Annotated in this window: 17 protein-coding genes and 1 pseudogene; 8 read left to right on the top strand and 10 right to left on the bottom strand. The window is 58.3% G+C overall.

Annotated elements, in window-relative coordinates:
* The first annotated feature begins 140 nt into the window (after window positions 1-140).
* On the top strand, window positions 141-1,544 hold the full coding sequence (locus MHZ97_RS19395) for a hypothetical protein (RefSeq protein WP_239315437.1): 1,404 nt from the start codon (window positions 141-143) through the stop codon (window positions 1,542-1,544).
* A gap of 136 nt (window positions 1,545-1,680) precedes the next feature.
* Here MHZ97_RS19395 and MHZ97_RS19390 read toward each other — a convergent pair whose 3' ends face one another.
* A complete protein-coding gene (locus tag MHZ97_RS19390) occupies window positions 1,681-2,046 on the bottom strand; it encodes a helix-turn-helix domain-containing protein (protein ID WP_239315438.1) in 366 nt (121 codons plus the stop codon).
* Window positions 2,047-2,115: 69 nt separating this feature from the next.
* Window positions 2,116-2,376, bottom strand: a complete 261-nt coding sequence (locus MHZ97_RS19385; protein ID WP_239315439.1) for a type II toxin-antitoxin system RelE/ParE family toxin — start codon at window positions 2,374-2,376, stop codon at window positions 2,116-2,118.
* Between the two features lie 287 nt (window positions 2,377-2,663).
* Between MHZ97_RS19385 and MHZ97_RS19380 the strand changes: the two are divergent.
* Together MHZ97_RS19380 and MHZ97_RS19375 are read left to right on the top strand one after the other, a co-directional pair.
* Window positions 2,664-2,891 (top strand): annotated as a pseudogene (locus MHZ97_RS19380) (phosphatase); the annotation flags it as partial.
* 23 nt (window positions 2,892-2,914) lie between these two features.
* Complete coding sequence (locus MHZ97_RS19375) at window positions 2,915-3,481, top strand: molecular chaperone (protein WP_103797493.1); 567 nt, start codon at window positions 2,915-2,917, stop codon at window positions 3,479-3,481.
* A gap of 22 nt (window positions 3,482-3,503) precedes the next feature.
* Here the strand turns inward: MHZ97_RS19375 and MHZ97_RS19370 are convergent, their stop codons facing one another.
* Together MHZ97_RS19370 and MHZ97_RS19365 are read right to left on the bottom strand one after the other, a co-directional pair.
* Entirely contained in the window at window positions 3,504-4,868 is a 1,365-nt protein-coding gene (locus tag MHZ97_RS19370; protein WP_239315440.1) for a CoA transferase, read from the bottom strand.
* Window positions 4,869-4,914: 46 nt separating this feature from the next.
* Window positions 4,915-5,799 (bottom strand): DMT family transporter, encoded by an 885-nt coding sequence (locus MHZ97_RS19365; protein WP_239315441.1) that lies wholly within the window; start codon window positions 5,797-5,799, stop codon window positions 4,915-4,917.
* A 182-nt stretch (window positions 5,800-5,981) separates the two neighbouring features.
* On the opposite strand from MHZ97_RS19365, the gene MHZ97_RS19360 reads away from it, so the two are divergent.
* Window positions 5,982-6,704: a glutamine amidotransferase gene (locus tag MHZ97_RS19360; RefSeq protein ID WP_239315442.1), complete on the top strand. Its 723-nt coding sequence runs from the start codon at window positions 5,982-5,984 to the stop codon at window positions 6,702-6,704.
* On the opposite strand, the gene MHZ97_RS19355 is transcribed toward MHZ97_RS19360, so the two are convergent.
* Complete coding sequence (locus MHZ97_RS19355; protein WP_224481445.1) at window positions 6,692-7,255, bottom strand: class I SAM-dependent methyltransferase; 564 nt, start codon at window positions 7,253-7,255, stop codon at window positions 6,692-6,694. The two genes, MHZ97_RS19360 and MHZ97_RS19355, sit on opposite strands and share 13 nt — an antisense overlap.
* 234 nt (window positions 7,256-7,489) lie before the next feature.
* Here MHZ97_RS19355 and MHZ97_RS19350 point away from each other — a divergent pair, with 234 nt between their 5' ends.
* Together MHZ97_RS19350 and MHZ97_RS19345 are read left to right on the top strand one after the other, a co-directional pair.
* On the top strand, window positions 7,490-9,010 hold the full coding sequence (locus MHZ97_RS19350; RefSeq protein WP_103797498.1) for an aldehyde dehydrogenase family protein: 1,521 nt from the start codon (window positions 7,490-7,492) through the stop codon (window positions 9,008-9,010).
* Between the two features lie 180 nt (window positions 9,011-9,190).
* Window positions 9,191-9,370, top strand: coding sequence for a hypothetical protein (locus MHZ97_RS19345; RefSeq protein ID WP_103797499.1), 180 nt, complete (start codon window positions 9,191-9,193; stop codon window positions 9,368-9,370).
* 201 nt (window positions 9,371-9,571) lie between these two features.
* On the opposite strand, the gene fumA is transcribed toward MHZ97_RS19345, so the two are convergent.
* Both fumA and MHZ97_RS19335 read right to left on the bottom strand, forming a co-directional pair.
* The gene (gene fumA / locus MHZ97_RS19340) at window positions 9,572-11,218 is read right to left on the bottom strand and encodes a class I fumarate hydratase FumA (RefSeq protein WP_103797500.1); all 1,647 of its coding nucleotides are present in this window, start codon (window positions 11,216-11,218) and stop codon (window positions 9,572-9,574) included.
* Window positions 11,219-11,369: 151 nt separating this feature from the next.
* On the bottom strand, window positions 11,370-12,878 hold the full coding sequence (locus MHZ97_RS19335) for an anion permease (RefSeq protein WP_103797547.1): 1,509 nt from the start codon (window positions 12,876-12,878) through the stop codon (window positions 11,370-11,372).
* 580 nt (window positions 12,879-13,458) lie between these two features.
* On the opposite strand from MHZ97_RS19335, the gene MHZ97_RS19330 reads away from it, so the two are divergent.
* Complete coding sequence (locus MHZ97_RS19330) at window positions 13,459-16,236, top strand: flavocytochrome c (protein ID WP_239315443.1); 2,778 nt, start codon at window positions 13,459-13,461, stop codon at window positions 16,234-16,236.
* A 115-nt stretch (window positions 16,237-16,351) separates the two neighbouring features.
* Entirely contained in the window at window positions 16,352-17,326 is a 975-nt protein-coding gene (locus MHZ97_RS19325) for an FAD:protein FMN transferase (RefSeq protein WP_239315444.1), read from the top strand.
* Here MHZ97_RS19325 and dcuR read toward each other — a convergent pair.
* From dcuR to ychF, 3 genes are all read right to left on the bottom strand, one after another.
* The gene (gene dcuR, locus MHZ97_RS19320; RefSeq protein WP_103797503.1) at window positions 17,307-18,026 is read right to left on the bottom strand and encodes a two-component system response regulator DcuR; all 720 of its coding nucleotides are present in this window, start codon (window positions 18,024-18,026) and stop codon (window positions 17,307-17,309) included. The two genes, MHZ97_RS19325 and dcuR, sit on opposite strands and share 20 nt — an antisense overlap.
* Window positions 18,023-19,636 (bottom strand): sensor histidine kinase, encoded by a 1,614-nt coding sequence (locus MHZ97_RS19315; protein WP_103797504.1) that lies wholly within the window; start codon window positions 19,634-19,636, stop codon window positions 18,023-18,025. Before MHZ97_RS19315 ends, dcuR begins: the two co-directional genes overlap by 4 nt.
* Before the next feature lie 343 nt (window positions 19,637-19,979).
* Entirely contained in the window at window positions 19,980-21,071 is a 1,092-nt protein-coding gene (gene ychF, locus MHZ97_RS19310; protein ID WP_033789708.1) for a redox-regulated ATPase YchF, read from the bottom strand.
* Window positions 21,072-21,151: the final 80 nt, after the last annotated feature.

Here is a 21,151-nt window from a genome sequence, read left to right as displayed (position 1 = left end):
ACTGAGCGGATTCGCGTTTAAACTCTGCGCTGAAATTTCTTTTTTTCATTGAGGCACCTGTAATGTTCTGAGGTGAGCATATCACCTCTGTTCAGGTGGCCAAATTCAGTAAACCACTTCATAACGGGAAAGAATACTTCATGGCTGATCTGAGAAGCGTCTATACGTATGGTGAGCCAGACGTAAGTACGTCGATGATGACAGACTACAACATCCTTGGATCACGTCAGGGTTCAGTGAACCATACGGTATTCACATCAGACAGTGCAGGTATGGGTATTGGTTTCTGGTTACTGGATGCAGGTACATCAGTACTGAACAGCATTACGTACAAAGCTACCAGGCAGGTAGAGATTGGTATTGAAGATGATAACGGCTGGCGTTGGCAGTGGACATTACAGCCAACAGAGACATACGTTACTCAAAATCTGGTCTCAAGCCAGTTAGTACTCAGAGATTATCAACCTAACCATGCTGATACTGAAGAAAGGCCGTCCACGCCGGTATACTCAGTACTAGAAGAGTTCTCAATTACGCCTGTAGATAGTACTGAAACACACTTCTACTGGTACTGCGTGAATGATGTACCGCCAACGTTCTCACTGGATGATGGCTACACCATAAAGTACAGCGTAACGATCTCAGGGGATGCTGCATATACTGCCCGCCTCGGTGACTGTACTATTCTCGACTACAAGCCAAATAATTTAGCATTTACGCCAGGCGTTATTCCGTTCAGTAATATTTCTGTACCAGGCAACGTTCGGTTCGATGGATGGCGTGGGATGCCTTATCCGGGGTATATGCATCCGTTCATCTATACCCATGATCGAGTACCCAATGAATGGACTACTCACCTTAATAATATGGTCGAATTTTTATGGGCTTCCCAGCAAAGTTATTTTGATAATTTTGGTGAGTTGGGGCCTGGTATGAGTGCATACATCTGGAACCGTTGGGACAACCTTCAGTACGGCGAACCTGATACCTGGACTATGTTCCATTGGAGGGATGATCATGCATGGCCAGGCTATCAGCCTCGTGCTTACTGCAATGCTGCACGTGCCTGGTACGAGCTGGCGGTCCAGAACAAACCAGTGCCGCCTAAGTTACAACAGTATGTTGAGAACTGGGCTACCTGGTTAGCTCAGAAATTCAAAGAGCATGGGTGTACGCCTACTGACTGGAACACTGATGGGAGTAGCGTATTCGATACCACAGACTTCACAGGGCATATGTCAGGTTTATGGTTAGCCGGTTCATGCTTCGCAGTACTGGCAGGCTCAACACTCTCTGTACTGCCTGAGTTTATTGAGGATGTGGTAGGGGAACTTGAGCGGAATTTCATTGATACCGGAATCCCTGGGCACATAATGAATGGCTCATGGAGTCCTGCTGTACGTCTGGATACCGGCAATGGTGTAGAGAATAATGGTATGTTTTTTGGAATCTGGAGTGGCGAGATCATGAGAGGTTTAGGCACGTATCTGCTCTACAAACAATTGAATCCAAAACAGGATATGTACGAATTTATAAGAAAATAAAATAAAAAAGTACTGGCATTAAGTTGCCAGTACTTAAATAAGATGGATTCTCAAAAATCACGCAAGGAGAATATATGTCTTTGGATAATAGTAATTATATTCATACAAAGGCCACCGCAGAGGTGGCCTGTATCTTTTAAAGTACTAACTGTTCTGGACGGCAATCATAGAGCTTCGCAAGCCGTTCACGCGTCTTCTTCTGTGGCTTACTCTCTGCGCGTTCTAACTGAGAGATAGCGCTCTGAGTCGTACCCAACTTTTCAGCGACATCATACTGGCTTAAGCCACGATGGATACGCCAGGCAGCTTGTAGGCTCACTTCTTGATCAATCATGATTCCTACCACTTCATGCGGTACGGTTTCATCATCTTCTGGGCTTGCTTCAATAGGTATACTCTCCCATTCGCCTTCAGCGTCTGAGAGAAGCTTTTCATACTCTGCTACAGGAAGTACCACAAATTGCGGTTTACCTGCTTCATCATAAATATACTGTTTTGACATAGTTTATCCGGGTGTCTTAGCGTCGCGGTTAATGTCATGGAGCATAATGGCGGGGCGCCCCGCCTTGTATCAGTAAGTCCTTGATGTTCTGCGTGTCACTTCTTCGATTCTTAGTACTACCGGCTCACCCTCTATCAACTCAAAGATTACCCGGTAGTCACCAACTCGTAACCGGTACTGATTATCGGTATCCTGTAACTTCTTTATGTCTAAAGTCACAAGAGGGAAGGTGACTAACTGCTGGGTCTTCTCGTTAATGACTTTCCGGTAGCGGCTATCGATCTTAGTCAGGTGCTTCAATGCACGCTTAGACCAAACCACTTCAACCATTATGCCTCCAAATCCTGAAGAACATATCCCGTTGGGGTGATTAGATAATAGGGTTGGTATTTAATTGCATCAAGATAATTTTTCTAATTATCTAATGTTATTTTCTTATGCAGTATGAAAGTGTATATACCTGGAGGTTGGTAAAGATCTGCATGATATCTTAGGGTTAATGACTAACCTGTAAGTACCTTAATTGCTTGATTGTCAGAGGGTTTAACAGTGGAATATGATGGGTTCACCAGTAACTTTCGCTAACCCTGAGTTTTCGATGGATATCCGCGCGGTCGCCGAACTGCCGTGCCATCGCTGAAGCGGTGCGCGACGCCGGCGGCAAGCTGGCGTTTGGCGCCGATTCCCACACCGCCTTTACGCTGGGGCAGTTCGAGCACTGTCTGCGCATCACGCGCGCAGTGGATTTTCCTGAAGATCGCGTGTTAAATGTCACGCCGCGCCGCCTGCTCGATTTTCCTGAACAGCGCACCGGCAAACAGATTGCCGAACTGGCAGATTTCTAACCCTTTAGCCTCTGGAATAGTGCATGAACGAGTTTTCCATCCTCTGCCGCGTTATCGGCTCCCTGTTTAACCGTCAGCCGCAGGATCCGCTGCTGGTCCCGCTGTTTACCCTGCTGCGCGAGGGCAAACTTGGCGCACAGTGGCCACTGGAGCAGGACGAGCTGCTGCAGCGTCTGCAGCAGAACAGCGATCCGCAGGCGCTGGCGGCGGATTACAATGCGCTGTTCGTCGGCCCCGACTGTAAGGTACCGCCTTACGCGTCGCAGTGGCCGGAAGGCAAGCCGGAGCCGGAAGTGCGCGCCTTTCTCGCCTCGCGCGGTATGCCGCTCAGCGACGCCCCCGCCGACCACTTCGGCGTGCTGATGCTGGCTGCCTCCTGGCTGGAAGATCAGTCGGCGGAAGATGAGAGCGCGGCGCAGTGCGCCCTGTTTGACAGCTACCTGCTGCCCTGGTGCGGCGCGTTTCTCGGCAAGGTCGAGGCGCACGCCACCACCGCCTTTTACCGCACGCTGGCGATGCTGAGCCGTGAGGCGATCCAGGCGATGTGGGACGAGCTGAACGAAGCCGCCGAAGACGACGGCGAAGCGTGATGTAGCACTCCGGCGCGCAGCTCTACCAGCGCGCCGGGTGCGTACCCGGCTCGCAGCCTGGCGTTGCACAGATCTGAGGCGTGCCGGGCAGCCGGGCAGCGGCGCGCAGCCGTTCGCCGATGCCCCAGGGCGTCAGCTCTGTGGTCGGCAGCGTATCGTGCGCATGCGCTTTGATGCCTGCGGCCAGGCTTGCGTCCCGAGAGGGATGCTGCTGCAACAGCAGGGCGGTGCGGGCCAGCGACAGCCGCGCCCTGACGCCGTAGCCGGTGGTGTGGCGCTGGCGTAGCCCCTCCAGCGCCGCGGCGGCCATCAGATAGCCGGTGGCGTGATCCAGCGCCTGTACCGGCAGCGGCGTCGGCTTCTCCGCTTCTGCCCAGCGCATGCCGCTGTCAGCGATACCGCTCGCCATCTGTACCAGACTGTCGAAGCCGCGCCGGTTGCGCCACGGCCCACGCCAGCCCCAGGCGTTCAGGCTGACGTCCACCAGGCCCGGCGCCAGCCGGGCGCGCGTCTCAGCGTCAAATCCCAGCTGCTCCAGCGCGTCGGCGCGATAGCCGTGTATCAGCACGTCCGCCTGCTGCAGCAGCGCGCGCAGCCTGTTGCTGCCCGCCGCTGTTTTGAAATCGACCACCGCGCGCCGTTTGCCACAGGCGATCTCTTCGTCGAGCGTCGGCTCGCCCCAGCCAGGCGGATCGAGACGCAGCACCTGCGCGCCGAGGCTGGCGAGAAAGCGAGTTGCTACCGGCCCGGCGATAACGCGCGTCAAATCCAGTACCCGAACGCCGAGCAGCGGTCGCGCGGCGGGCATCGGCCAGCTGCGCGCGGGGGCGGCATCACCCTGTTGCCAGGCGATCAGCGGCTCCTCGCGCACTGCCTGGCCCTGCGGATGCTGGTGCCACTGCTGTTCGCTGCGCATGCGCGCGGCGCAGCCGCCGGCGTCGACCACCGCCTGCTCCAGCGCGTCAGCCTGCCAGCGCGCCACCTGCTGCGCCAGCGCGTCGCGGTCGGGATGCCTGCCCAGCACGCGCTCCATCGCCGCGCGATGCTGCGGCGCATTGGTGTGCAGGCGGATCCAGCCGTCGGCGCAGGGGTAGTCACCGGCAAAGGCGTCCCACAGCGCAGGCGAAGGGCGATTGCGGGGAAAGAAGCTGGTCTGAAACCAGCGCGAGGCGAGGCGGACGTTTACGCTGACCGGCTGCCGGGAACCGATAAAAGCGGCCGTCGCCTGAGTCGCCAGCCCGATGCTGGTGGCCGCCAGCTCGCTGACGGCGAAAGCGGATGAGAAGGTCGCGGTATCAAGAAAGGTGGGCGGGGCGGTTGCGTCGCCGGGGCCACGCAATCCTTGCCACAGCTGCTGCCACAGGGACGCGGCAAGCTGATGATCCATAATCGTTCTCCAGAAACAGACGGTATCCAGAGCATAGCACCGCTTTTCAGCGGCGGCGCAAACGCGGGAAGCGCGCGTGCATGCGCAGGCTGCGCAGATTGATCACCGCTATCGCCGTGCCGCACACCACCAGCGAGGCACCGATGATTTTAAAGCGGTTGAGGCTGTCGCCCAGCACCACAATACCCATCAGTACCGACAGCACCGGCGTCAGCAGCGAGTAGGGCATAATCAGATTGACGTTGTACTTCTTCAGCAATCCGTACCAGAGGGTATAGGCGACAATCGACGAGGCGATCGCGCTGTAGAGAATGCCAAACCAGCCGCGCCATCCCGCCTGGCTCAGCGCATAAAACTGGTTCGACTCCATCACAAAGCTCGACAGGCCAACGATGGGCACCGCCAGAAAGGCGATCCAGCCGGTCATGGTCAGCGGCTGGATCGGCGGCGATTTTTTCACGATCAGGTTGCTCACCGCCCAGCCGGTGGCGCTGCAGAGCAGGATCGCCAGCACCCACCAGGCGGGGATGGTTGGACTGCCGGAGAGCACCGCCACGCCGCACAGGGAGATGGCGATGCCCACCAGCTGGATCGCGCGCAGCCGCTCTTTCAGCACCACCATCGCCAGCAGCATGGCGATCGGCGTGCCGAGCTGAACCACAATCGCGCCGGTGCCGGCGTCGGTATAGCGCATGCCGACGAACAGCAGCGAAAAGTGCATAAAGCCGAAGGTAAAGGCGAGCGCCACCAGCCAGGGAAGCTGCTGACGCGTAATGCGGCAGAAGGGGATCAGCACAATCGCCACCACCACAAAGCGCATCCAGGTGAGAAACAGCGGCGGCAGCTCCAGCAGGCCCCACTTCACCGCTACGTTATTGAACGCCCAGATAGAGACCACCATCAAAATCAGAAAAAAATGCCGCAGTGCCACAATCCCGTCCTTCGCTGTTATTTTTCGTTACGCCCTAATGATGGCACGAAGCGGGGAGAGGCCGACAGGCGATGACAAATATTTTTCTGTTATGACCCGTGCAGGAAAATCATAAGACACGCCGCCGCTTTGCTGTCAGACTGATTCACCGAGACGCTCACCCGTAGAGGATCCGGTTCGGTATGCTATCCACTTCCGCTTTGCCCCTTGCCCTGATTCAGTTAGAGGTTCCCCCTGCCGAGGTTGCGGCGCGTATCGGCGAACAGCCGCGCTGGTTTATCGATGCGCTTGGCCTGCAGCCCGACGATTATCTTATTGTGCGTCCCCATCTGGGCGAGTCGCTGCCGCAGTTCGATCGCATCAGCGGCGCGATCCTCAGCGGCTCCTGGGCGATGGTGACCGACCACGCCGAGTGGAGCGAGCGCAGCGCGGCGTGGGTGCGGGCGGCGATCGACGCAGAGCTGCCGCTGCTGGGCGTCTGCTACGGCCACCAGCTGATGGCCTACGCGCTGGGCGGCAAGGTGGCGGACAACCCCAACGGCTGGGAGCGCGGGCTGCTGCCGCTGACGTGCGACGCGGCGGCGCAGCGCGACGTGCTGCTCTCGGCGCTGCCGGGACGCTTCAGCGTCTGGCTGTCGCACCGCCAGTCGGTGATTGTGCCGCCGCCGCAGGCGCAGGTGCTGGCGACATCGCAGAAAGATGCCTGTCAGATCCTGCGCTACTCGCCGCAGGCGCTGTCGGTGCAGTTTCACCCGGAATTTTCACGCCAGATTATGAGCGCCTGCCTGCCGGCGGGGATCAGCGACAGCGGCGCGGATATCGACGGCGCGGACTGGGCGCGGCAGCTGCTGATGGCGTTCTGGCAGCAGACGCGCCCGCAGGCGAGCCAGGCTCAGGGCGCGTAGCTGCGACGGCAGCGATAAACCCAGGCGGGCGGCACATTTTTCAGCACCCGCTGACGCTGCCAGATAAAGTAGCGCGACAGATCGGGCTGGGTGAGCGAGGTGTACTGAAACTGCACGAAAACGCCCCCCGGCCCGAGCGCCTCGAAGGCCGCGCGCAGGATGTTGTTGCGCAGCGCGGGCGGCAGCGACAGCAACGGCAGGCCGGAAAAGATCGCGTCATACTCGCCGCTCAGATACTCCGCCGAACAGGTGCGCACCTGCAAACGCGCATCCCCCAGCGCGCGCAGTTTATCCGCCAGCGGCGCGCTAATCTCAAACGCATCCAGCGTCGCCTGCGGCTGCATGCGCGCCAGCAGATAACGCGTCAGCACGCCGTCGCCCGCGCCGAGTTCGGCGACGCGCAGCGCGCTGTGCCAGCAGACGCTGTCGCTCATGGTGCGGCACAGCGCCGCCGAGGAAGGCGTAATGCTGCCCATCTTGCGCGGATTGCGAATAAACTGATGAATAAATTCTGCTTTTGCGCGCATAAGGGTAAAAGCCGAAGCCAGCATGTCACTCTCTCCTGTGATTAACCTTATCTGTTGACCCTGTTTCGACCCCGGGTTTCGCTTTTTTTTGCCGCTTCGGCTTATTCTCAGAATTTTCTGTGTGCCCGGTCGGCGCGCTTTTCCTTTGCGGCGGTCACAGTTTCCGAAGGCAACATCTGACAGGCTGGGTTTGTTCATCCATTGTTAACAACAAGTTTCAATGTTGTTTAAATCCCAGCCATGTTAAGGAGATTTACCATGCGTTACGCCTCTCCCGGGGAACAGGGTTCTCTGATTCAGCTGCAGAAAACGTACGGCAACTTTATTAACGGCGAATTTGTGACGCCGGTGAACGGCAACTATTTCACCAATACCTCGCCGGTAAACGGCTCGGTTGCAGGGGAGTTCCCGCGTTCGGACAAGGCGGATGTGGATAACGCCGTCGCCGCGGCGCAGGCTGCCGCCGAGGCCTGGGGCAAAACCTCGCCGCAGCAGCGTTCGCTGGCGCTGCTAAAAATTGCCGATCGGCTGGAGCAAAATCTGGAATATATGGCGGTGAACGAGACCTGGGATAACGGCAAACCGGTGCGCGAAACCCTGGCCGCCGATATGCCGCTGGCGGTGGATCACTTCCGCTATTTCGCCGGCTGCGTGCGGGCGCAGGAGGGCACCGCCGCCGAGATAGACGAGTTTACCGCCGCCTACCATTTCCATGAGCCGCTCGGCGTGGTGGCGCAGATTATCCCCTGGAACTTCCCGCTGCTGATGGCGGCGTGGAAGCTGGCCCCGGCGCTGGGCGCGGGCAACTGCGTGGTGCTGAAGCCGGCCGAGCAGACGCCGCTGAGCATTACGCTGTTTGTCGAGCTGATCAAAGATCTGCTGCCGCCCGGCGTGCTTAACGTCGTACACGGCTACGGCAAAGAGGCGGGCGAGGCGCTGGCTTCCCATCCCGATATCGCTAAAGTGGCCTTTACCGGCTCGACGGCGACCGGCGGCCATATTCTCGAGCTGGCGGCGAAGAGCATGATCCCCTCTACCGTTGAGCTGGGCGGCAAATCACCGAATATTTTCTTCGAAGATATCATGCAGGCGGAAGAGAGCTTTATTGAGAAGGCGGCTGAAGGGGTGGTACTCGGCTTCCTTAACCAGGGCGAGGTCTGCACCTGTCCGTCGCGCGCGCTGGTGCAGGAGTCGATCTATGAGCCCTTTATGGCGGCGGTGATGAAGCGCATCAAAACCATCAAGCGCGGCGACCCAATGGACAGCGAAACCATGGTCGGCGCGCAGGCGTCGCAGCAGCAGTTCGACAAGATCCTCTCCTATCTGGAGATTGCTCGTCAGGAGGGGGCAGAGGTGCTCACCGGCGGCGGCGTAGAGAAGCTGGAAGGCTCGCTCGCCAGCGGCTACTACATTCAGCCGACGCTGCTGAAGGGTGACAACAGTATGCGCGTCTTCCAGGAGGAGATCTTCGGGCCGGTGGTCGGCATCACCACCTTTAAGGATGAGGCGGAAGCGATCGCTATCGCCAACGACTCGATTTACGGGCTGGGCGCCGGCGTCTGGACGCGCGATATCAACCGCGCCTACCGCGTCGGCCGCGCCATCAAAGCGGGGCGCGTCTGGACCAACTGCTACCACCTCTACCCGGCGCACGCCGCCTTTGGCGGCTATAAAAAATCGGGCATCGGGCGCGAGACGCACAAGATGATGCTGGATCACTATCAGCAGACCAAAAACCTGCTGGTGAGCTACAGCGTACAGCCGCTCGGTTTCTTCTGATTTCGCGGCCTGCGGCGCGCTGCTCTCTGGGCAACGCGCCGTTTTTGTTCCATATTCATCTCAACGCATTTCGCGTTTTTTCGACCCATTGTTAACTGTCATAACCGCGTAAGATTGCTATGGCATGGTCTGGAGAGGCGTTCCCGCCGGGCCTGAGGCCGAACTGAATAAGGAATGTTGATGAACGAATTATATAATGTGCTGACCGAACATGATGAGGTGCTGGATGGGCTGGAGTACAGCATTATTGCTGTTAACCTGCCGACCCGGCAGGCGGTCTCTCTGCGCGATAGCGGCGACGCCGCACGGCGGCTGACAGCAGAGGCGGGCGAGGCGGCTGAAGTGCCGCGCTTCTGGTAAGCTGTCGGCGTATCAGACAAGCACAATGCGCCTGAAACAGAGTGTTGCAGGCAGCGCAGAGGCTTAATACGCGGCTGAACGGGGTCGGGGAGCAAAGCGACCCGCGACGTCGATGTCGCGGGTCGAGCGAGCAGGGATGCGTAAAGCGCCCTGCCAGCCGCGTGAGCACAAATGTCACGCCTTCTGCGAGGTAGTTAAGCTTTACTTCACGCAGCGCGCGCAGGTGCTGTCCTGAATCTGCTTAAAGAAGTCGTTGCCTTTGTCATCCACCAGGATAAACGCCGGGAAGTTCTCAACCTCAATCTTCCAGATTGCCTCCATCCCCAGTTCGGCATACTCCACGCACTCCAGCTTCTTGATGCTCTGCTGCGCCAGCACCGCCGCCGGGCCGCCAATGCTGCCGAGGTAGAAGCCGCCATGCTTGTGGCAGGCATCTGTAACCTGCTGGCTGCGGTTGCCCTTCGCCAGCATAATCATGCTGCCGCCGTGCGACTGCAGCAGATCGACGTAGGAATCCATGCGGCCAGCCGTGGTCGGGCCAAGCGAGCCGGAGGCGTAGCCTGCCGGGGTCTTCGCCGGACCGGCGTAGTAGATCGGGTGATCTTTCACGTACTGCGGCAGACCTTCACCGCTGTCGATGCGCTCTTTCAGTTTGGCGTGTGCGATATCGCGCGCCACGATAATGGTGCCGCTCAGCGACAGGCGCGTAGAGACCGGATAAGCGGAAAGCTGTGCCAGAATCTCTTTCATCGGCCGGTTCAGATCGACGCTGACGACGTCGCCTTCGCCCTGCTGACGCAGCGCCTCTGGAATATACTGCGCCGGGTTATCCTCCAGCTTCTCGATCCAGATACCGTCGCGGTTAATCTTCGCTTTGATATTGCGGTCCGCCGAGCAGGAGACGCCCATGCCCACCGGACAGGAGGCGCCGTGGCGCGGCAGGCGGATCACGCGGATATCGTGCGCGAAATATTTGCCGCCGAACTGTGCGCCGAGGCCGAGCTGCTGCGCCGCCTCCAGCAGTTCCTGCTCCAGCGCCAGGTCACGAAACGCCTGACCATGCTCGTTACCGCTGGTGGGCAGGCTATCGTAGTAGTGGGTCGAGGCGAGCTTCACCGTCTTCAGCGTGGCCTCCGCCGAGGTGCCGCCAATCACAAAGGCGATGTGATAGGGCGGGCAGGCGGCGGTGCCGAGCGACATCATCTTATCCACCAGATAGTTCTTCAGCTTGCCCGGAGAAAGCAGCGCTTTGGTTTCCTGATAGAGGTAGGTTTTATTGGCTGAGCCGCCGCCTTTGGCGATGCAGAGAAACTTATATTCGTCGCCGTCAGTGCTGTAGATATCGATCTGCGCCGGCAGGTTGGTGCCGGTGTTCACCTCGTTATACATATCGAGGGCGGCGTTCTGCGAGTAGCGCAGGTTATCTTCAATAAAGGTGTTATAGACGCCCTGCGACAGCGCCGCTTCGTCGCCACCGCCGGTCCAGACGCGCTGGCCTTTCTTGCCCATGATAATCGCCGTGCCGGTATCCTGGCAGGTGGGCAGTACGCCTTTGGCGGCAATCTCCGAGTTGCGCAGGAACTGCAGCGCGACATATTTATCGTTCTCGCTCGCCTCATCGTCCGCGAGGATAGAGGCAACCTGCTGCTGGTGCGCCGGACGCAGCATAAAAGAGGCGTCGTGAAACGCCTGCTGCGCCAGCAGGGTCAGCGCTTTCGGATCGACCTTCAGCACTTCTTGACCCTCGAAGCTGGCGACGGAAACGTGCTCGCGCGTCAGCAGGTAGTACTGGGTCTCATCGTGGGACAGCGGAAAGGGATCTTGATAGTAGAAAGGTTTGTTCGACATCTCGGCTCACTTATGCGGCGACGGCTCGCTCAGGGCGAAACAAACAGCCGCAAATATTGTTGGTTTTTATTTCGCCAGCCGTGCAGGACGCGGCTGGCGTAAGCTGAAGGGAAAAGATTTTACACTTTATTAACCTGTCTCGTCGCCTGGTTTAGAACATCATTACCATCCACGGATAGGCGATCAGCATCAGCAGCACCAGGAAGAGCAGGCCGAAAATGGTGCCCAGACGCCAGTAGTCTTTGGTCGGCAGATAGCCGCTGCCGTAGTAAATCGGGCTGGGGCCGGTGCCGTAAGGGGTGATAATGCCCATCACGCCAAGGGAGGTACAGAGCATCAGGCAGAACACCGGCATATTGATGCCAGGGATCGCCGCGGCGATGGTCAGCATCGCGGGAAGCAGCGCAGTGGTATGCGCCGTGGTGCTGGCGAACAGGTAGTGCAGCAGATAGAAGGCGATAAGCAACACCACCGCGGAGATCTGCGGGTCATAGCCCTGCAGCAGCAGGCCGCCCTCTTTGCCCAGCCAGGCGATAAAGCCAACGCGCGCCAGACCATCCGCCAGCGCCACCAGCGTGGCGAACCAGGCGAAGGTGTTCCACGCCGCCTTGTTGCTGGTGATGTCGCTCCAGTTCAGCACGCCGGTCCAGAGCATCAGGATGATAATCAGCAGCGCGGCCATCGCAGGCTCAATCCAGGCGGTGGCGAAAATCCACATCAGCAGCGCACAGACCACGAAAATCAGCAGCAGAATCTCATTGCGTGACAGTTTGCCCAGCTTCTGCAGCTCGGCGGTAGCCCAGCGCGGCACTTCGTCGTTAACCTTCACTTCCGGCGGATAGAGCCAGTAGGCCAGCAGTGGCATGGTCAGGATCAGCAGCACGCCGAGCGGCAGGAAGGCGATAAACCACATGCCCCAGGAGATATCGAAGCCGACGACGCTTTTCACCAGCGCCAGCGCCAGCAGGTTCGGTGCCAGCGCCGACAGAAACATTGAGCTGGTGATACAGGCGGCGGTAATCGCCACCCACATCAGGTAAGAGCCGATGCGGCGCGCGCTCGGGTCGTTGGGTTTAGAGCCGTAGAGCGGCGGCAGGTTGGCGATAATCGGGTAGATGGTGCCGCCGCTGCGCGCGGTATTTGACGGCGTAAAAGGAGCCAGCAGCAGATCGGCGAAGGTAATGGCGTAGCCGAGCGTCAGGCTGCGACGGCCGAGATATTTCACCAGAATCAGCGCCAGGCGGCGGCCGAACTGGGTCTTATCGTAGCCGGCAGCGAACATAAAGGCGCCGAAAATCAGCCAGACGGTGGAGTTGCCGAAGCCGCTAACGCCCCACTTAAAGGCCTCAGTGGCGACTTTAAAACCGGGCTTCGCCAGCTCGGCGGGGCTAAACAGCACAAACTGGCTGAAAAGGGCGATAACCACAACCCCGGTCAGGCCGATAACTGCCCCCGGCAGCGGTTCGAAAATAAGGCCGACGATAACGCCGACGAAAATGGCGAAAAAGTGCCAGGCGTAGGGCTCCAGTCCGGCGGGTGTCGGCACCAGCAGTAGCAGGATGGCGACTACGATGGGCAGAGCGAGCATGATCCAGCGTTTATGTTGTCCCGGCGGCGGGACAGCCGCAGGTTGCGCGGCGTTGTTCAGCGTCGTTTTCATATTCATAGTAAGGGTCTGCAAGTTATAAAGAAGAGAGTGTCGGCTTTGTTGATGCGCCCTTTATTTATTCGTGCGCGTAGAACGCCTTCAGCAAAACCTTATTGAATAACGTCTTCACATGACAACTTTATTAAATAAACTTTTGCTCCGTGCCTATATGATGCGCCTGCCATAATTGTAAATTTTGATCTAGATCAAAGAGTGAGTGCGGCGTTAATTTGAATCAGCTGCTTTAAAATGCGTGCGGCACGCATAAAAGGATTTTATGCTGGGAAATGAGGTTATCGGCGCTTTTTGGTATAAATTTCATCTCTTTTACCTTATTGAAAAGTATGGGAAAATTTTTTACTTATAACAATAATTTGATTTTTTTAGCGCTTTCGCTAACATTACTATAACCAGATTCTCTGGCTTTGCAAAATAAATAACTCCGCTGCTTTAAAAGTTTTATAACTATATTCATTTCTTTCGTAACTAAAGTTGCTGGTATATTAGTTGCATCAAGCCGGACTTTTTAATAATTCACCAGAGTGCCTCGTCCGCAGAATTTCTCAGCTTTTAATTTCCGGAGTTAATCTAAATGAATACTCGCACCCCGCTTTTAAATCCGCTGACTTTGCCTAACGGCGCGGTATTAAAAAATCGACTGGTCATGGCGCCGATGACCACCTGTACGGGATTTTATGACGGCACCGTGACCAGCGAGCTCGTTGAGTACTATCGCGCGCGCGCAGGCACGCTGGGTACCGTCATCGTCGAGTGCTGCTTTATTGACGCCAAAGGGCCCGCCTTTCCCGGCGCTATCGCCATCGACAACGACAACAAAATCGCGGGACTGGCGCGCATCGCCGACGCGATTAAATCCCAGGGTTCGACCGCTATCCTGCAGATCTACCACGGCGGCCGTATGGTAGAGCCGGAGCTGATTGGCGGTAAAACGCCGGTCGGCCCGAGCGCCATCGCCGCGCCGCGCGAAGGCGCGACCAAACCGCAGGCGCTGACCGCCGATGAAGTTGAAGTAATGATCACTAAATTCGGTGACGCGGTGAACCGCGCCATCAAGGCGGGCTTCGACGGCGTAGAGCTGCACGGCGCCAATACCTACCTGATTCAGCAGTTCTATTCGCCTAACTCTAACCAGCGCGACGACAAGTGGGGCGGCAGCCGTGAAAACCGCGCCCGCTTCCCGCTGGCGGTGCTGGATATCGCCCATAAAATGGCGGAGCGCATCGCAGATAACACCTTTATTATCGGCTATCGCTTCTCGCCGGAAGAGATTGAGGTACCCGGCATTCGCTTTGACGACACGCTCTATCTGCTGGAGAAACTGGCGGAGCGCGGCCTTGACTACGTGCACTTCTCCGTGGGCCAGCTGCTGCGTCCCTCTATCGTCGATACCCGCGACCCGACGCCGCTGATCGACAAATATATCGCACAGCGCTCCGAACGCCTGGCGAAAGTGCCGGTCATCGGCGTGGGCGGCGTGGTGAATAAAGCTGACGCCGAGATGGCGCTGGAGCACGGCTACGATCTGGTGGCGATCGGCAAAGCCTGTATCGCCTACCCGAACTGGGTGGATCGCGTGCTCAACAACGAGCATCTCGACCTCTACATTGACAGCACCCAGCGCGAAGCGCTGATGATCCCGGAGCCGCTGTGGCGCTTCTCGCTGGTGGACGCGATGATCCGCGAAGTCAGCGCGCCGGGCCGCAAATATAAAGCGGGCGTCTATCAGGAAAAAGTCGAGGCGGAAGCGCTGAAGCTGAAAATCAACGTCACCCTCGATACCGACCGCATCACCGATATCTCGCTGGTGCCGGACGATACGCTGGACGTCGATTTCACCGAGACCTTTGAGAGCCTGCGTAGCCGTATTCTGGTGGCTAACAGCCCGCACGTTGACGCCATCAGCGGCGCCACAACCCAGAGCGAGGCGCTGAAAAAAGCAGTATCGCGCGCGCTCTCTACCTCCAGCAAAGAGTATGTGATTGAAGAGGGCGGTAATCCTTCCGCGCCGCAGAACTACGACGTGGTGGTGATCGGCAGCGGCGGCGCAGGCCTGGCGGCGGCGATTCAGGCGCACGACGAAGGCGCGCGCGTGGTGATCATCGAGAAGATGCCGACCATCGGCGGCAACACTATCAAAGCCTCCGTGGGCATGAACGCGGCGGAAACCCGCTTCCAGGCGATGAAGGGCATCAAAGACAGCAAAGAGCTTTTCTATCAGGAGACGCTGAAGGGCGGCCAGCACAAAAACAACCCGGCGCTGCTGCGTGAGTTTGTCGATCTGGCACCGGAGGCGATCGACTGGCTGGCGGATCACGGCATTGAGCTGAACGATATCACCATCACCGGCGGTATGAGTATCGACCGTACACACCGTCCTGCGGACCGCTCGGCGGTCGGCGGCTACCTGATCAGCGGCCTGGTGAAAAACATCAACAAGCGCAATATTGAAGTGCTGCTCGATACCTCGGTCGCGGAAATTCTCACCGAGAATGGCGCGGTGACCGGCGTGAAGGTGGTGGATGAGTATTACGACAGCCGCATCCTCTATGCGAAAAGCGTTATCGTCGCCACCGGTGGCTTCAGCGCCAACCGCGAGATGGTGGTGAAATACCGCCCTGAGCTGGACGGCTTTGTCACCACTAACCACAAAGGCGCTACCGGCAGCGGCATCGCTATGCTGCAGAAGCTGGGCGCGGATACCGTGGATATGGGCGAAATCCAGATCCACCCGACGGTGGAACAGACCACCTCCTATCTGATCTCCGAGTCGATTCGCGGCGGCGGTGCTATCCTGGTTTCACAGGCGGGCAAACGCTTCTTTAACGAGATGGAGACGCGCGACAAAGTTTCCGCGCAGATTATCGCGCTGCCGGAGAAAAGCGCCTGGGTGGTCTTTGATGAGCAGGTCCGCGCAAACAACAAAGCGGCGGATGAGTATATCGCCAAAGGCTTTGTCATCAGCGCGCCCACCGTGGGCGAGCTGGCAGTGAAGCTCAATATGGAGCACACCACGCTTGAAGAGACGCTGGCGCGCTACAACCAGTTTGTGGTGGACCAGAAGGATGAGGATTTCGGCCGTACCACCGCGCTGCGTCATCCGCTTAATCAGGGGCCGTTTTACGCCATCCGCATCGCGCCAGGGGTGCATCACACCATGGGCGGTGTCACCATCAACACCGACACTGCGGTGCTCGACAGCAACAAACAGGTGATCCGTGGTGCCTGGGCGGCGGGGGAAGTGGTCGGCGGCATCCACGGCGCCAACCGCATTGGCGGCAACGCTGTAGCGGATATCATTATCTTTGGTATCCTTGCCGGACGTAACGCGGCGGCCCTGGCGCGCGGCTAGCCCGCCGCTGGCGGCTACGAGAGCCGCGCCAGGGATGGCGCACGGCGCGCAGGGCAGCAACGCCCGGCGCGCCGTTGCCGCCGCGCCCGGATCCACTTAGACAGCCGAGGCGAGTATGTCAGCCGACGAAGGCGTTTACGCCTATTCCGCAGTGCTTATGGGTTCGCCCATCCTTCTTAAACTCTTTGACGATAATGCGGCGCTGGCCGCGCAGGTCTTCCGTCTTATTCGCCATCAGGAGAATATCCTCACCGTCAACCGCGCCCACTCCGAAGTGATGGCGATCAACCACGCCGCAGGCAAAGAGGCGGTCTGCGTCAGCCGCGAGGTGTTCGATCTGATCCAGTGCGCGCACCAGGTGAGTTTATTGCCGCAGAGCCTGTTTAATTTCACCATCGGCCCGCTGGTCAAGCGCTGGAAGATTGGCTTTCAGGGCCGCAGCGTGCCGCCGCACGCCGAGCTGGAGAGGCTGATGGCGCTGACCGATCCGCGCCAGGTGGAGCTGGATCCCGCGCGGCGCAGCGTGTTTCTGCGCCAGCCGGGCATGGAGATCGATTTAGGCGCTATCGCGAAAGGCTATATCGCCGATCTGGTACGCAGCTTTCTGCGCCAGCACGGCGTGGAAAGGGCGCTGATTAACCTGGGCGGCAACGTGCAGACGCTCGGCGCGCCGCCGCAGGCTGCCGGCTGGTCGGTAGGGCTGAAAACCCCCTTCGGGGCGGCCGACGCGCTTATCGGCGTGATTGAGGTGGCGGGTAAATCGGTGGTGACCTCGGGGATCTACGAACGCTATTTCGAGCTGGACGGGCGCCTCTATCACCATATTCTCGACGCGCGCAGCGGCTATCCGCTCGACAACGAGCTGCTGAGCGTCACGGTGATTTCCGACCGCTCGATAGACGGCGATATCTACACCACGCTGCTTTACGGGCTGGGGGTGGAGCAGAGCCTCGAGGCGCTGCGCGACGCGCCGCACATCGAGGCGATATTCGTGACCCGCGACCAGCAGGTGATCTGCTCTTCGTCGCGCCAGTTCGCGTTTCGCCTGCATGACCGCCGCTATCAGCTGATTACTGACAGTACTGCCTGAGCAGCGAATGGTATTCCGGCTGCAGGCGGTAGCGATAGACCGGTCGGCCGGTTGCGCCGTAATGGATGCTGGTGAAAAGAATATTGATCTGCGCCAGCCAGATCAGGTACTTGCGGCAGGAGACGCGCGAGATATTCACCTCCGCCGCCAGCTCGTCGGTAGAGAACTCGCTGCCGGGATTGGCATCGATCCACTGGCAGAGGGTGCGCAGCGTCTGCGGCGTCAGACCCTTTGGCAGCCGTTTGCTGTCGTTGCTGGTGGGCGGGTTGCCGTGGATCAGCTGGTCGACTTCCGCCTGCTGATAGTAGAGGTGGTTATCCATCAGCGACTTCTTCTGTCGCCAGTTGGTGAGCGCCTCTTCAAAACGCGGGAACTGGAAGGGTTTGATCAGGTAATCCACCACCCCGTAGTGCAGGGAGGTTTTGATGGTGGCGGCGTCGGCGGCGGATGAGATAATGATCACCTCGACAGGCTGCTTTGCCTCGCGCAGCTCCGGCAGCAGATCCAGCCCGTTCTCATGCTGCAGATAGATATCGAGCAGCACCAGATCCACGGCGGGCTCGCTGTGGAGGATCATCTCTTTCGCCTGCTGCAGCGTCGACGCCGTGCCGACGCAGTGAAAGCCCGGCACCTGCCCGACGTAAACGCGATTCAGCTCGGCGACCATAGCGTCATCATCGACCACTAACACATTGATCATGCGGTTTTGTTGCCTCCATCCCAGGGAAGTTGTACAAAAAATTGGGTAAACACGCCCGGCTCCGACTCCACGCTGACGCTGCCGCCCAGGCTTTCCGTCTGCTGCTTCAGCAGATACAGCCCAACGCCGCGATCCTCGCCTTTAGTCGAAAAGCCTTTGTCAAAGATAGCATCCAGCTTGTCGGTCGGTATGCCTGGTCCGTCATCGCTGACCTCACACGCCAGCCAGCCGTTCTGATAGTGCAGCATCACGTGGATATCGCCGTTGTGTTCACTGCCCAGCGCGTCGAGGGCGTTCTCGATCAGGTTGCCGAGCACGGTGATCAGCACGGCGATCTGCTGCTCGTTGCCGATATCGGGCAGGAAGCTGGCGTCGCTCAGCGTCAGGCGATGGCCGCTGTCCGAGGCGCGATTGATTTTACTCAGCAGGAAGCCGGCGATCACCGGCGACTTGATCTTATCGAGCAGCGAACCGATTTCGGTCTGGTAGTTGTTCGCCGTCTTTAAAATATAGGCTTCGACCTGCTCATAGTTTTTCATATGCAGCAGGCCAAGAATAACGTGCAGCTTATTCATAAACTCATGCGAGCGCTCACGCAGCGCGTCGACGTAGTTTACCATGCCGCTCAGGCGCTGCAGCAGCCGCGTGATTTCGGTTTTATCCCTGAAGGTGCAGACCGCGCCGATTAGCCGCTGCTGGCTGTAGACCGGCACGGTATTGCTCAGCAGCACCTGGCCGTTGATATTCAGCTCTTCATCGCGCCGCGCGCGGCCGGTAGCCAGCGTATCCCGCAGCTGCGCGTGGATCACGCTGGCGTCATCCATGCTGCCGGAGCCTTCCTCCGTTAGCAGCTTTTGCGCCGCCTCGTTGATCAGCGACACCTCGGCGTGGGCGTCCACGGCGATAACCCCCTCTTTTACCGAGTGCAGGATCGCCTGGCGCTGTTCGAACAGCGAGGAGATCTCCCAGGGCTCAAGCCCAAAGAGGATGCGCTTCAGGGTTTTTACCAGCGCCAGCGTGCCCAGCGTGCCCGCCAGCGCGCCGATCAGGATGGTCCAGATAATGCTCCAGCGGCTCTGGTTGATCTGCACGCTGACCGCCTCCAGCGAGATACCTATCGACACCACGCCGATCTGCTGCTGCTGCGCGTTATAGACCGGCGTAAAGACGCGCAGCGCCTCTGCCAGCGAGCCGCGATTGACCGAGACGTTCTCTTTGCCCTGCAGCGCCGGGTTGATGTCGTCGCCGATAAAATGCTTGCCGATAAGCGCCGGATTCAGATGGGAGTAGCGGATGCCCTGCATATTGGTCACCACCACAAACAGCAGATTGTTGTGCTGCTGTGCCGCGCGGGCGATAGGCTGGATAATGCCGGCGTCCGGCGGCCCGCTCAGCGCCTGTTGAATGGCGGGCACGTCCGCCAGCGTGCGCGCCACGGCCATCGCCTTGTCTTCCAGCTGGTTCTGCGTGGCGTTGCCGATCTGGAAGAAGTAGAGCAGATGCACGCTGAGCAGCACGAAGGTCACTACCGCGCCGATCATCAGCGTGACTAGCGTGCTGAGCTTCATATGTTTTTTGCGGGTCAGGTTGCCTTGCGGTGTGTCGCGCATCGTCGGTCCTTTATCGGAAAGCGGTGGGGTATTATCCCTTTCCGGCGAGAATTGAAAACCTTTTTAACGGTAAGCAGGGCGCAGGGGGGCGGCGCGGCAGAGCGAGCGTGAACGCAGCAAAAGTTTTGCCAGTAGCGATATGCAAGATATTCTTTTTTTTAAAGACTCACTTAAAATGAAGATGGAAGCATGTTGTACTCATCTTTGTTCTCATTTTTCACTGCGTCGTGACGAGATGAGTTGAAACACTAAGAAATGAAAAATCCACGCAGTTGCGTGGATTTTATAGGTTTTTGTGAACTTGATGAGGTGCTCTGACACCTCATGCGAAAACAAAACTTATTTAGACGTTAAACAAAAAGTTCATCACATCGCCATCTTTGACAATGTACTCTTTACCTTCTGAACGCATCTTGCCTGCTTCTTTCGCGCCTTGCTCGCCCTTGTAAGCGATAAAGTCCTCAAACGCGATGGTCTGCGCGCGGATAAAGCCTTTCTCGAAGTCAGTATGGATCTTGCCTGCCGCCTGCGGCGCGGTGGCGCCAACCGGGATAGTCCAGGCGCGCACTTCTTTCACGCCTGCGGTGAAGTAAGTCTGCAGGTTCAGCAGGGCGTAGCCAGCGCGGATCACGCGGTTCAGGCCCGGCTCTTCCAGACCCAGCTCGGCCATAAACTCGGCGCGATCTTCATCGTCCAGCTCGGCGATATCTGACTCAACGGCGGCGCAGACCGGCACAACCACTGAACCTTCCGCTTCGGCGATGGCGCGCACCTGATCGAGGTATGGGTTGTTCTCGAAACCGTCTTCGTTGACGTTGGCGATATACATGGTCGGCTTCAGCGTCAGGAAGCTCAGATAGCGGATCGCCGCTTTCTCATCGGCGTCCAGCTTCAGCGCGCGCAGCATACCGGCGTTTTCCAGATGGGGCAGGCACTTCTCCAGCGCGGCCAGCTCGACCTTCGCATCTTTGTCGCCGCCTTTAGCTTTCTTCTGCACGCGCTGAATGGCGCGCTCGCAGGTTTCCAGATCGGAGAGCGCCAGCTCGGTGTTGATCACGTCGATATCTTCCGCCGGATCGACTTTGCCCGCGACGTGAATGATATTCTCGTTCTCGAAGCAGCGCACCACGTGGCCGATCGCTTCGGTTTCGCGGATATTGGTCAGGAACTGGTTGCCCAGGCCTTCACCTTTCGACGCGCCTTTCACCAGACCTGCGATATCGACAAACTCCATGGTGGTCGGCACCAGGCGCTGCGGTTTGACGATCTCCGCCAGCTGATCAAGGCGCGGATCCGGCATCGGCACCACGCCGGTGTTGGGCTCAATGGTGCAGAAGGGGAAGTTAGCCGCTTCGATGCCCGCTTTTGTCAGCGCGTTGAACAGGGTGGATTTACCGACGTTCGGCAGGCCCACGATACCGCATTTGAATCCCATGGTTGATTACCCTTCTAACTTGAGGTGCAACGCCTGCTGCAGGCATTGCCGGAAACGAAAAAAAGTTGGCGCATTATACA

This window comes from Pantoea sp. ACRSC (assembly GCF_022346785.1).
Classification (GTDB): domain Bacteria; phylum Pseudomonadota; class Gammaproteobacteria; order Enterobacterales; family Enterobacteriaceae; genus Pantoea; species Pantoea alvi.
This window is presented reverse-complemented; position numbering and strand designations above follow the sequence as displayed.

Bases quoted from the DNA above. Each gene is read 5' to 3' on its own strand.
- MHZ97_RS19385 (WP_239315439.1), bottom strand. From the start codon at position 2,376: ATGGTTGAAGTGGTTTGGTCTAAGCGTGCATTGAAGCACCTGACTAAG.
- dcuR (WP_103797503.1), bottom strand. From the start codon at position 18,026: ATGATCAATGTGTTAGTGGTCGATGATGACGCTATGGTCGCCGAGCTG.
- MHZ97_RS19370 (WP_239315440.1), bottom strand. From the start codon at position 4,868: ATGGATCATCAGCTTGCCGCGTCCCTGTGGCAGCAGCTGTGGCAAGGA.
- MHZ97_RS19355 (WP_224481445.1), bottom strand. From the start codon at position 7,255: ATGCTGGCTTCGGCTTTTACCCTTATGCGCGCAAAAGCAGAATTTATT.
- ychF (WP_033789708.1), bottom strand. From the start codon at position 21,071: ATGGGATTCAAATGCGGTATCGTGGGCCTGCCGAACGTCGGTAAATCC.
- MHZ97_RS19315 (WP_103797504.1), bottom strand. From the start codon at position 19,636: ATGCGCGACACACCGCAAGGCAACCTGACCCGCAAAAAACATATGAAG.
- MHZ97_RS19335 (WP_103797547.1), bottom strand. From the start codon at position 12,878: ATGAAAACGACGCTGAACAACGCCGCGCAACCTGCGGCTGTCCCGCCG.
- MHZ97_RS19345 (WP_103797499.1), top strand. From the start codon at position 9,191: ATGAACGAATTATATAATGTGCTGACCGAACATGATGAGGTGCTGGAT.
- MHZ97_RS19360 (WP_239315442.1), top strand. From the start codon at position 5,982: ATGCTATCCACTTCCGCTTTGCCCCTTGCCCTGATTCAGTTAGAGGTT.
- MHZ97_RS19395 (WP_239315437.1), top strand. From the start codon at position 141: ATGGCTGATCTGAGAAGCGTCTATACGTATGGTGAGCCAGACGTAAGT.
- MHZ97_RS19330 (WP_239315443.1), top strand. From the start codon at position 13,459: ATGAATACTCGCACCCCGCTTTTAAATCCGCTGACTTTGCCTAACGGC.
- MHZ97_RS19375 (WP_103797493.1), top strand. From the start codon at position 2,915: ATGAACGAGTTTTCCATCCTCTGCCGCGTTATCGGCTCCCTGTTTAAC.
- MHZ97_RS19325 (WP_239315444.1), top strand. From the start codon at position 16,352: ATGTCAGCCGACGAAGGCGTTTACGCCTATTCCGCAGTGCTTATGGGT.
- MHZ97_RS19390 (WP_239315438.1), bottom strand. From the start codon at position 2,046: ATGTCAAAACAGTATATTTATGATGAAGCAGGTAAACCGCAATTTGTG.
- fumA (WP_103797500.1), bottom strand. From the start codon at position 11,218: ATGTCGAACAAACCTTTCTACTATCAAGATCCCTTTCCGCTGTCCCAC.
- MHZ97_RS19350 (WP_103797498.1), top strand. From the start codon at position 7,490: ATGCGTTACGCCTCTCCCGGGGAACAGGGTTCTCTGATTCAGCTGCAG.